Below are 11,086 nucleotides of genomic sequence, written 5' to 3'. Positions count from 1 at the left end.
CGCGCACACTCTGACGAGTCCGAGAGGAAGGCCGCTGGGCATTATTCACCGGGACGTCAGCCCTCGGCACGTCATTGTCGGCAAGTACGGAGAGGTGAAGCTGCTGGACTTCGGCTCCGCGTACTCGTTGCTGGTGGGGCGCGAGGAGTCGCCCGAGAGTCTGCTGCGGGGCGACGTCGCGTACGTCAGCCCGGAGTACCTCCAGCGGGAGCCCCTGACGCCGCGCTCCGACGTCTTCAGCCTCGCCTCTCTCTTGGTGGAAGCCCTGACGGGCCTGCACCTCTTTGACGTGCAGGACGTGCCACCCAGGGCGAAGGAGAGTCAGCTCCGGCTGGAGAAGCAGCCTACGCTTCCGCTGAAGCAGATGGAGGCGCTCATGGCCACCCTCGACGCGGACTTCGTCGAGAGGGCGGTGTCCCGGCTTCCTCCCGAAGTCAAAGCTGTGCTGCACACGGCCCTGCGGCTCAACCCGGATGAGAGATTCGCCTCGGCGGCGGACCTGCGCGATGCCCTCCGCGGGGCAGCCCAGGCATTGTCGGCCCAGCCCTATGGGCGCGCGGAGGCGGCGCGAGAGGCCGCCCTCGTGGTTTCTGAAGGCGGGGGCATGCGCGACAAGGTGGAGTTTGGGGAGGGCGGTATGTACCCCGAGGGGCTGGACGCACACGAGCTACAGGCCCTCAAGAAGGCGTAGGCCACCCAGGCTCTGCTTTCGAGTCGCGGTAAGCGGCCAGTCCCTCACCACGGCAGGAGTGGCGGACTTCGGCGTCCTGTCCGCGACTCTGTCGTGGCTGCGACGTCCTGACGCCGCGTCCAGCGCCAAGCCCGAGCTGTCACTCAACGTCAGGGGCTCGGTGGGGCAGGGCTTCCGGGAGCACCCGAGGTGGTGCCACACGCGGACTCACGCGGGCGACGTCGTGACGGTGGACGTCGAGCCGGACACCCCGAGGGTACGCCACGTCGACGAGGACGCGGGGGGAGGTGGCTCGCCTTTGCCGTCAGAAGGCGCGCGGCGAGCCGTAGCGGCCCGCCGCTCGCGAAGCTGTCAGCGGGCCAACTCGGTGGTGATGCGGACGAGCGCGTCTAGCTTCCGCTCGTCCAGCTTCCTCGCCAGAAAGAGAAGCCGGCGAAGGTTGCTGTCGTCCTCGGGGCGGGTGCGAGGGCCCTTCGCCGATGAGTCCGCGAGGCCCAGCAAGTCCTCCGGGGAGAGCATCAGCTCGGTGCAGAGGCGGTACAGCGTCGGGACGCTGGGCAGCATTTGCCCGCGCTCCAGTCGGCTGTAGACGGGAGGCACCAGCCCCACGCGGTCCGCGACTTCCGCTTGAGTGAGGCCCATCTGCTCCCGGGCCGCACGACTGATGGCGCCAATGGTGGCTGCAAGTTCTTCATTCATGAGGTGCTCGTGACTCTACCCAAAATGGAGTGTGGAGGCAGTCAACGGAAGCCTTGCAGGAAGCGGAGGAGTGCAAAGGCCTGGCGCTCATTGAGCTGGCGCATGCGGTGCAGTAGCTCCTTCCGGGCGGAGGAGATGGAGGCTTCGCTCGCAGGTAGGTTGTAAGGGAAGCCCATTAACTCATTCGGCGAGAGCCCCAGGGCGGTGCAGATTCGGTAGAGGGTGGGGAGGCTGGGCAGCAGGCGCCCGCGCTCGAGTCGCTGGTAGACGGAGGTGGCAATCTCCGAGCGGCTGGCGACCTCGGCCTGAGTGAGGCGAGCGCGCAGGCGGGCCTCGCGCGCCGTCTCGCCAAGCACCTGCGAGAGTGGGCGAGGGGGCCCTTCGGCTGGAGGGGGCGGGGCGGGCGGCTGGATGAACATGCCCAAATCATACCGAGGTAGCTTTGAAATTGCACCTGTCAGGTGCAGTCATCAGGGCTTCAGGCTTGCTGCCAGAAGGAGAGTGCACCTGCTTTCCCGGGGCTTCTGGTAGCGTCCGGCCCGCGCCGGGGAGGGTGCTGAATGCACGGAGCCGCAGTCCTGTTGTTCGAAGTCTCCGAGAGGAAGTCGCCATGAGGGACGACGGCCCCCCGGCCGTGCTGTCCCCCGGGGACGTGGTGAAGGGCTACACGGTGGTGCGGCAGTTGGACAAGGGCGGCTTTGGCACCGTGTACCTCGCGACGAATGATGGGCAGCCCTGCGCGTTGAAGCTGGTGGAGCGGCAGCGCGTGGAGGGACGGGTGGAGAAGGAAGTCTCCATTCTCCTGCGCTTGAGTCACCCCAATGTGGTGGGCATTCGCGGCTTCTCGTACTGGCAGGACAAGGGGCGCGACTACGCCCTCATTGCCATGGAGTACGTGGAGGGGCGGAAGCTGAGCACGTGGGTGAGGGAGGAGAACCCCTCGGCCCAGCAAGTGGCGAAGGTGACGCTGGACGTGGCGCGGGCCCTGGCGGCCTCGCATGCGGCGGGAGTGGTGCACCGGGACGTGAAGGACGCCAACGTCATGGTGCGCGCCGCGGACGGCCTGGCGGTGCTGGTGGACTACGGCATTGGAGCCTACAAGGGCGCCCCGGGCGTCACCCAGTCCCTGTTGCCGCCGGGCACAATGGAGTACCGGCCCCCGGAGGCCTGGCTATTCATTCGGCAGCACCTGGGGCAAAGCAGCGCCCGCTACGAGTCCGTGCCTTCGGATGACGTGTGGGCCCTGGGCATAGTCCTGTACCGCCTCCTCACGGCGAGGTGGCCCTTCGACGAAGGGACAGATGCAAGCTACGTCGAGGGTGTCATCCGCAAGTCCCCTGTGCCTCCTCACCTCGCCAACCGCTTCGTCCCCGAGGGGCTCGGCCTGTTGTGCATGCGGCTGCTGGAGAAGGAGCCCGCCGCGCGTCCCGACGCGAATGCTGTCTGCGCGGCCCTCGAAGGGCTGTTGGCTCATGCAGAAGGGGATGCTTGGACGACTCCCCTGTGCGACACGTATGGGCCGCACTCCGCGACGACGGAGGGTGGGGACAAGTGGCTGAAGTGGATGAAAGTCCCGCTGCGCAAGTTGCGCCGAGGGGTGCCGCCTGGCCCTGCGCCTGATGAGTTTCCGCCAGGGCCCGTCGAGGGGCTGCCCGAGAATGCACCCGTGGCCTTGGCTCCTGTGCTGCCTCCTGGCGCTGGAGCTGCTCTCTCCAAGGAGTCGTCGCGGCCTGGTCCGACGCGTGAGGCGTCGGACCTGTCACGCGCGACGACAGAGTCCTTTGTCCCCGAGGTGGGGCGGCGCACCTTCTTCTCGCGTCTTAGAAAGGGCCGGGTGTTGGGCGCGGGCCTGTTCTGCATGGCCTTCGCCTCGGGGGCCTTTCTCCTTCGCCCGGCCGCCCCTCTGCAGGGGGCTTCAGCCCACAGCCAAGAAGTAGCGCCATATGCAAAGAAACCACAAGCTGCCCGAGCCGCAGCTCCTACCGGGCCGGAGGCCACACCTGCGGCCGTCGCACCTGCTGCGACGCTACCCAAGGTGACTGCCGCCGTGACGACAACGCCGATGAGTGACACCCCCTCTGCCCCTCCGACGCCCACCAAGCGTGCCGCGAAGAGTGCGCGTTCTGCGCTGGCTGCGACTGCCCTCTGCGGTGCGCTGGCTTGCACTGGCCCTCAGGTGCGCCCTCCGCCAGAGCCTGAACCGTGCCCTGCAGGCTCTGAGGAGGGCATGAAGATGCTGGGCATTCGGATTGGGGACGAGGCGCTGACGAGCTTCGTCCGCGGGGAAGAAAAATACGTAACAGTGAGGGAAGGCACTGCACAAATCCTACTGCTGGACCATGGCACCGGGACTTTGTCTGGTCGGCTTATTGTGGGCGACCGTCTCTATGGCCGCATGACGCGAGCGCGGACGAACAAGGGGAGTTTCCCTGTGTGCTTGGAGGTGCTCGACAGCTCCGGAGGGCGTGGATTGGAGATAGAAGGCGGAGGAGGGGGGTCTGGTAGGGCTCGCGTGTACTCTGCCTTTACTGTCAAGGCGGTTAGCGAGTTTGAATGACGTAACGATGTTGAGCAGACGCTCGTGAGTTGCAACTGCTGGCTTTGTCCAGGAGAAAAGTCGCGTGCATCATTCATGGTCGGGCGTACTGCTTTGCCTCTTGCTCGCTAGCGGAGGCGCGGCGCTAGCGCAGTCTTCCTCATCCCCCGTGGGGCTGAGCGTTCGCAGAATCGAACTGGCTTCGGATGATTCTCTGCCTGCCGTACAAGTGGCAGTGAGCCCGGGTCTCTCGACTGTGTTCCTCTTTGACTCGGAGGTGAGTCAAGAAGGACTGGTCCTTGAGGGACGCGAGCGATTCACGATGGTGGACACTGGCCGCAATACCTTGCGCTTGGTCCCATCAGAGGTGATTTCCGCAGGAGAACGGCTCAAGTTGACTGTGCGGTTTAGGGATGGCGCGGCCCCTGCCAGCGCGACGTTCATCCTGGTCGCGCATCCTGCGAGGTCAGAGGCACAGGTCGAAGTCTACCGGCGCAAGAGGGGGGTTGAGACATATCAGGAGGAAGTTCGGCAGGCGCGCCTTGAGGCGGAGAGGTGCAGAGAGGAGATCGCGCGCTTGCAGGCGGAGGGGAGCGCTCCGGATGGGTTGACGGGACTGATCTCGACCGCAGTTCTCGACAAACGCGGAGTCGAACCTCGAGACCTGACCAAGGTTGCCACCCTGGCTCCAGGAGGGGCCGCGGCGAAACACCTTGTCTATGCATATCGTGCGGCCCGCAGGGTGGCCGTAGAACTCAGCCTCAAGCCAGTGGCAGACGCCCAACCTTGGACTGCCAAGGAGGCCACTCTCCGGAGTAGGGCTAACGAAGAACTGAAGGTCCTCCAGGTTTGGCAGTCTGGCCCTCTTGGTTCGGGCCCGGATACCCAGCGAGTGGTTGTGGAGGCCGAGTCCTCGACGGAGTCTCCTCAAGGGCCGTTTACCCTCAAGCTCTGGGATGCTGATGGGCGCCGGACCGTCACCTTCAGCAATGTAGTCTTCCCGTAGGAGCGTTCGTTGGTGCGGCGATGGTCTGTCCCCGCTGACAGCTCTTGTCGGGAATGTCCTTTTAGGGTTCAATGGACTGCATCTGATGGATGCAGTTTGTTGAGGTCTGGAGGGACCCATGAGCTTCTTTCACAGAGGTGCACGCGGACACGTTCTTGCCTGCCGTCCAGCAGTCATTCTGCACCTGCCGAGTGCGACCTTTCCGAGCCGCCCTCGTGATTCCCGTCTGCGCTGGAGTGTGTCTGTCGCGGCGCCATTGATGGCGCGTGCGTGGCCCTCGTGCGTGCTGCGTGCTGTGCGACGGTCGCCTTGTGCCCTCGTGGGGCAGTCCTCCGCTGGCCGTGATCTGAGTTCCTGAAGTTGCAATTCGGCGTTGGGGCTCCCCTGCGCCGTAGTGGGACTCCTGCGTTGGAGTCGTGGTGCGGCGCTTGGGGTTCCAGGCGCCGTAGTGGGATGCGTCTGTCCTTCATCGGAGTCGTGATGCGGCGCTGGGGACTCTCGGCGCCGTAGTGGGACACGTCTGTCCATACGCTGGCTTGGCCAAGCGGTTGGCGACTCCATCAGCGTGAGCGTTCACCCACGGGCCGGCGCCAGGTCGATCCGAACGGGGAGCGTCTGTCTTTCACCCAAGTCAAAGCATTCCCCGGAGGCGTCGATGTGCATGTGTCGAAGCTGGGCAGTTGTGGCCGTGCTGCTGTCTGGAGTCTCGCGAGCGGAGGTGCCGCCCGAGTACAAGGGCGTCCCGGGACTCGATGAAAGCATACTGCTTGAGCCGGGCGCGGACGAGTTGGGCGAGGAAGACGCTGCCGGCAATGGGGGCGACGCGGAGGAGAGTGATTCGCCTCCTCCCACGTCCAGCTCACCGTCGCGTTGGTCGAACCGGCTCAGCTTGGAGACCACCACATGGGCACTACTGCCCCGACGTGGGGCCGGGACGGACGAAGGCTACCTTCAGGTGCACCCGCGGCTGGAGGTCGTCAATCCAGGACTGTTTCAGCTCGAACTGGGCGCTCCAGTGCGACTGCGGATGTGGGGAAGAGAGGCGGGCGCCAGTCTGGTGCGCAAGGAGGACTGGGACGAGCTCTCCGACTTGGGCCAGGTGGTGCAAATGCTGACGTTGGGGGGCGACGCACCGAACTTCGTGTGGGTGGGCGCCCTGGAGTCCTACACGCTGCTGTCCGGGCACCTGGTGCGCCGCTACAACAACCGAGGCAACCCGGACTACCACCCTGCGGGGGCGGTGGCGACGGGCATGCTGAGGCCCTTCTACGTGGAGGCCTTCGCCTCGGACGTGCTGGGCGCGCGGCTGCTGGGGGCGGAAGTCGTCCTGGACATGCAGCACCTCCTCATGGGCCGCCAGCCGTACCCCATGCAGTACACGCTGGCGCTGTCCGCAGTGCATGACTGGGGCAAAGCGGGAGGGACGTCGGAGCCGATGACGCTGGCCCACCTCGATGGGACGGCCATTCTCGTACGGCACCGCAACCCCGAGGGGGGCTTCGAACTGCAGGCGAATGCGGGCTGGGGTGGACGCCCCGGAGAGGGCGGCGCGTGGGGCGCGGTAGCGGGGCTGGGCGCGGAGTACCTGACTTCGAGGATGGACCTGCGAGCGCGCCTGGAGGGCCGCCTCCAGCGCGGAGGCTTTCGGCAGGGTGCCTTTGGCCCGGACTACGAGTTGGCGCGCTTCCAGGTAGCGGGCCCGACTGCCGTGCCACAGGCGGGCGCGCTCTTCCCGGACGGGTACTCGGCCTATGGCGAGGTGATTCTGAGCTGGGACGCGGAGAGCCTGAGTGTCCTGGGGCAGCGCCACTTCCGCTTGTCGATGGGCACCGAGGTATTCAACTGGGGCCGGGTGGACGTGGATGGTCGGTTGGAGACGCAGCTCTTCCACCGCAACCTCTCGGTCGGGATGGGTGGCGTCGCGGTGGGCGCAGGCCAGCCGGGGGCGCGCTACCTCGCCTCGGCCCAGGCGCGATGGCGCTTCCTGAGCGGGAAGCTGTACGCGGTAGGGCAGGGCGGCACGCTGCTCTTCCCGACGGCGGAAGGGACGCTGCGGCCAGGCACTTTCGCCTCCGTTGGCCTGGGGGTGGACAATGCGCGCTGAGCGGCCTTGGCGCGGCGGGCTTGGCCTCGCGCTGGTGGTGGCTCTCCTGTCCTCCGGGTGTGCCTCGTTGCAGGCGAGGCCGGGCCAGACGGGCCGTGGGGCGGCCCTACCCTTCAGTCCCCTCTCCGTGCCCTCCCATTCCGCGAGGAGTGCGGCGTCGGGTGTGTACCAGGGGGAGGCGTCGGGCTCCGCGGTTGGGACGCCAGAGCCGGCGCCGATGGGCTACCGGCGAGCGCCTGTCGGCAATGCCGTCAACAAGAAGGGAGCGCGGGGCTCGGACGAGGAGGGCGAGGCCTTTGTTTGTGGCGGCAAGGCTCTGCCCTCGGGCTGGCCCCGCCTGGACTCCAGCCGGGAGGTGCTGGCGCCCTTCCTGGCGTGTGCCTCGCCGGCGGAGTTCGTGACCATGCAGCGCGGGGTGGACATGCCCGCGCTGGTGGAGTCCCTCACGGACTGGGACGCCGTCCTCCTGGGGGCCTTGGGGCCGATGGACGCGCAGGCCTCGGCTGTCCTCAGCCGCAAGCGCGCAGCCTTCCTCGTCGAGGCCACCGAGAAGTACGGCGTTCCGTACTCCGAAGTGTTCGCTCTCTTCATCCTCCACGCGGCCTACGACGACGAGGCGCGGGCGGTGGTGCAGCGGCTGGCCCGAGACAAGCAACTGAGGGACACGCTGGGGGACATGCCCTACGTCCGCGAGGAGCTGAAGCGGCGCGGGCTGGCGCTGGAGGATTTCCCGGAGCGAGACGAGCAAGCCAGTGACGTGCTGCGTGGGCTGGGGCGTACCGGCAGGGACATGCTGTCCAGCAGCCCTGCGAGTGATGGCGCCCGCTTTCAGGACCTCTCGGCGAAGCGTGGCCAACTCCCGCTGCCCTACCAGGACGCGCTCGACGAGGTGCAGAAGGCGCTGTCCGGGAGGCACTTCGCACCGGGGAGCGTCTCGTTGGGGGCCGTCGACCACCTCACGTTTGGGGCGCCGGTGGGCCTCTACTACCTGGCGGTGGGGACAGGGCATGGGGCGTTCTCCCTGGTGCGGGGCAAGTACGAGCAGGCCACCCGGGAGTTGGCGCCGGCCGCGTTGATGGTGGCGATGTACGCCGGGGGTAAGGGCTCCCGAGCCTTGGTTGAGGCGCGAGGAGGGCTTGGGCGACTCCGGCTGCCGGTGCTCGACGTGGGCACAATGAAGGCGGTGGTGACGCGCCTGGAGGAGCAGCTCGGCATCAACGCTGCGCGCGACTTACTGCGCTACCTCCAGGCGAGCCGCGAGGGCGCACTCTTGGCCGCCGAATGGGGGGAGGCGGGGCTGCTGGCGCTGTACGAGGCCCGCGGAAACCCGGCGAAGGCCCAGGCCGTGCTGATGGAGGCTGCCAGCCGCGAGTCCGTCCAGCCAACGGCCACTGGCGGAGGGACGGGAAAGCGGCCCGTCAACCTGGAGCTCTTCGAACGCCAAGCCGGGGCGTCCACGGCCGAGGCTCAGGCTGCCAGCCGGGAGTCGCCTCGGGCTGCCTCGCCGCGAGGGGGGACCAGCCGCGAGTCTGCACAGCCCGGAGCGACAAGGAAGCGCTCCGCCAACCTGGACCTCTTCGCCCAGAACGCCGAGGTGGGGGCGGCGGAGGCCGCGAAGGCCAAGCTGTTTCAGGCGGAGTTGGAGGCTGCGGGGCCGCGTCTACTGAAGGACGTGAAGCTGCTGAAGGAGATGGCCCCGAAGCTGGAGGAGCCACCGCCAGGCGTCGAGCAGGCGGCACCGCTCTGGCAGGAGTACGTCGCCTACCGCATTCGGCGGCTGAAGGAGATTCAGGCCGGCGAAGCCGTCAAAGGCCCCTTGAAATGGGAGGGCTACCAGGGGATGCGCGCCTACTATGCTCGGGGTATGGCCTTCGAGCGGACCATGGTCGCCATCCTGGAGGCGGACGGAGCGTTGCCCCGGGCGCAGCGGCGCTGGCTCGGCAACTTCGATCAGCCGCGTATCGAGACGCACGTGGGCGTGTCGAAGGCAGACTTTCGCTACGCGGATGTGCTCGTCATCGAGGAGCGCCCCTCACCTGGCCAGCCACCTCGAGTGGAGACGTTCAGCTTCAAGAGTCGGAACCTCGCTGCTCTGGACGAAAATGCGCTGCCGGTGCAGGTGAGTACGGACGCCAGCAACGCCATGAAGCACTACGGTGGGACGCTGAAGATTCTTCGGGACGGTATGCGACAGCAGGCGAATGTAAAGCGGGTTCGGCTTGTCTATGAAGGCGGAGAGCTTTTGCCTAGGGAGCGAAGCGGGTTGGATAGTGCGGCGAGAAATACGGAGACCCTGATTGCGGGCGTAGAGGTGCTATTTCAATGAAGGCGCTGACACTGCACGACTTGAACAAGGTGGATAGTCTGCGCTTCACGTTCGACGGGACCGTTGATGCCAGGAGTGGGTTGGCGAGCAGCGTGGAGCCATTTCTCGAAAGCCTTGAGCGAGATGCCGATGGTTGGATGCCAACAATCGTCAAGACCAATCGGAAGCGTAAATACTCCCGAGAGGCGGTGCGGCATGCGCTTGAGGAGCGTCGCGAGGAGTATGGGGCAATTATTGGATTGGTTCGGCCAGAGGGGCCTGCTGTATCGTTGGTGCTTACTCTCGGACCTGAACAGGAGCAGTCCCTCTGGAGCACTAGCCTCACTGTGCAGCCGCTTTCCTTTTTCTCCGAGATAGAGCGCTGTCGCAGTTTCGTAAGAGTTGCGCGGTCCTGGGCTGCTCAATTTCTCGCGGACTATGCTGCTGCACACAGTGTTGCCGACCGGCAGCTCGCGGGCTTCCCTTCCTTTGGTCGTGACGACCGAACTTGGAAGCGGGATGGGTTCGACAAGGTCTACGAGCTGTTCTGGCTGAACGTCTTCGGCCCGAAGTTGGTGGAGTCCGTTGGTCGTGAGCGAATGCTGTCGACGCCCGCGCATCTCGTGGAGGAACTGCCCAACGGCTCTGTCCTCCTGGTCCTGTGGCCCACGGCCGCAGAGTTCGCCAGCGACGAGGCGCGCGTAGCGCAGGCCCGGGCCCATGTTCACCTGCGGCCGGACCTCGACTTCGACACGGTGCTGCGCACGCTGAGGGAGCGGAGCGCCGCACTGGTTCCGGTCGAGCCGCGCTTCCACCCCGACGTGGCGCCGTTCCTCTCGCGGCTGCCGGATGAGTTCGCCATCTGCGAGCGGCAACGGAAGATTGCCGAATTCAACGCCTTCCGGCCGCCCGAGCCAGAGGAATGGATGCCAGTCGCGTTGCCGTCAGATGTAGCGAGTCCGGAGCGTGTCCTCGAATCCTATGGAGACTTGTCCGAAGGTCTCGTGGCTGTCCTTCACACGGAAGTGCCCTCCATCATGGACGAGACGCCCGAGTCGCTCACGGACCTCGACTTCCACTTCTGGAAAACCCATTTCCCCGAGCGCTACACGCGCGACGTCATCGAAGGGCATACGATACCGGCGTTAGGCGTCTACCTGGGAGAGGTCCTCGTGCGACGGTTGGGCGGGACGTGGGTATTGCGCGAGAAGATGGAGGAGTCCCAGGTGCGGCTGGGCAAGCGCGTCTGGCTGCCCTTCCTCCGCGCGCGCCGGTACATGCAGTCCCGCCAGTCGCTGTTGGAGTACTCGCTCACACAGTACTTCAAAGAGGTGGAACGGTACCGGCCCTAATTGACTGCGTCGGGCGTGGGGCGAAAGCCAACCGGTTTCGGGGCATCCAAGAGGCTTACAGGCTCTAACAAATGTCAGGATAGAGGCGGCGCAGGATCATGATGCAGCATCCGAAGACGAGGAATCCGAAGTCGACATTGTGCGTGGCCTGCTGACGTCCATGGGGCACCTGGAGGTGGCCGTGCCCCGAACGAGGGCGAGCGGCTCCGCGGAGGCCGTGCTGGGCCGCTACAAGCGACGCAGCGAAGATCTCGACGAGGCGATTGCCAGCGCGTACGTCCAGGGTGTCTCGACGAGGAAGATGGGCCGAGTCACACGAGCACTCATGGGCGAGGAGGTTTCGCGCTCGACGGTGAGCCGGGTGACGAAGTCCCTCGAGGAGAAGGTAGAAGG

8 protein-coding genes and 1 pseudogene are annotated in these 11,086 nt (G+C 66.1%); 7 read left to right on the top strand and 2 right to left on the bottom strand.

Features of this window, described 5'->3' with window-relative positions:
* The coding region (locus KRR26_RS35545; protein ID WP_217082069.1) for a serine/threonine protein kinase at positions 1-691 on the top strand (691 nt) is incomplete at its 5' end.
* A 351-nt stretch (positions 692-1,042) separates the two neighbouring features.
* On the opposite strand, the gene KRR26_RS35540 is transcribed toward KRR26_RS35545, so the two are convergent.
* Both KRR26_RS35540 and KRR26_RS35535 read right to left on the bottom strand, forming a co-directional pair.
* Positions 1,043-1,390: a helix-turn-helix domain-containing protein gene (locus KRR26_RS35540; RefSeq protein ID WP_120211197.1), complete on the bottom strand. Its 348-nt coding sequence runs from the start codon at positions 1,388-1,390 to the stop codon at positions 1,043-1,045.
* A 41-nt stretch (positions 1,391-1,431) separates the two neighbouring features.
* Positions 1,432-1,809: a helix-turn-helix domain-containing protein gene (locus tag KRR26_RS35535; protein WP_217082068.1), complete on the bottom strand. Its 378-nt coding sequence runs from the start codon at positions 1,807-1,809 to the stop codon at positions 1,432-1,434.
* Positions 1,810-2,000: 191 nt separating this feature from the next.
* Here KRR26_RS35535 and KRR26_RS35530 point away from each other — a divergent pair, with 191 nt between their 5' ends.
* From KRR26_RS35530 to KRR26_RS35505, 6 genes and pseudogenes are all read left to right on the top strand, one after another.
* Positions 2,001-3,947: a serine/threonine protein kinase gene (locus tag KRR26_RS35530; protein WP_217082067.1), complete on the top strand. Its 1,947-nt coding sequence runs from the start codon at positions 2,001-2,003 to the stop codon at positions 3,945-3,947.
* 64 nt (positions 3,948-4,011) lie between these two features.
* Positions 4,012-4,932, top strand: coding sequence for a DUF2381 family protein (locus tag KRR26_RS35525; RefSeq protein WP_217082065.1), 921 nt, complete (start codon positions 4,012-4,014; stop codon positions 4,930-4,932).
* A 655-nt stretch (positions 4,933-5,587) separates the two neighbouring features.
* Positions 5,588-7,036: a hypothetical protein gene (locus tag KRR26_RS35520; RefSeq protein WP_407931761.1), complete on the top strand. Its 1,449-nt coding sequence runs from the start codon at positions 5,588-5,590 to the stop codon at positions 7,034-7,036.
* Positions 7,026-9,362, top strand: coding sequence for a hypothetical protein (locus KRR26_RS35515; RefSeq protein ID WP_217082063.1), 2,337 nt, complete (start codon positions 7,026-7,028; stop codon positions 9,360-9,362). The genes KRR26_RS35520 and KRR26_RS35515 overlap by 11 nt, the downstream gene beginning before the upstream one ends.
* Positions 9,359-10,693: a hypothetical protein gene (locus tag KRR26_RS35510; RefSeq protein WP_217082062.1), complete on the top strand. Its 1,335-nt coding sequence runs from the start codon at positions 9,359-9,361 to the stop codon at positions 10,691-10,693. The genes KRR26_RS35515 and KRR26_RS35510 overlap by 4 nt, the downstream gene beginning before the upstream one ends.
* 139 nt (positions 10,694-10,832) lie before the next feature.
* Positions 10,833-11,086, top strand: a pseudogene (locus KRR26_RS35505) (transposase); the annotation flags it as partial.

This window comes from Citreicoccus inhibens (genome assembly GCF_019039035.1).
Lineage (GTDB): Bacteria > Myxococcota > Myxococcia > Myxococcales > Myxococcaceae > Citreicoccus > Citreicoccus inhibens.
Note: the sequence above shows the minus strand (reverse complement) of the source record. Positions and strands in the feature narration are given on the sequence as shown.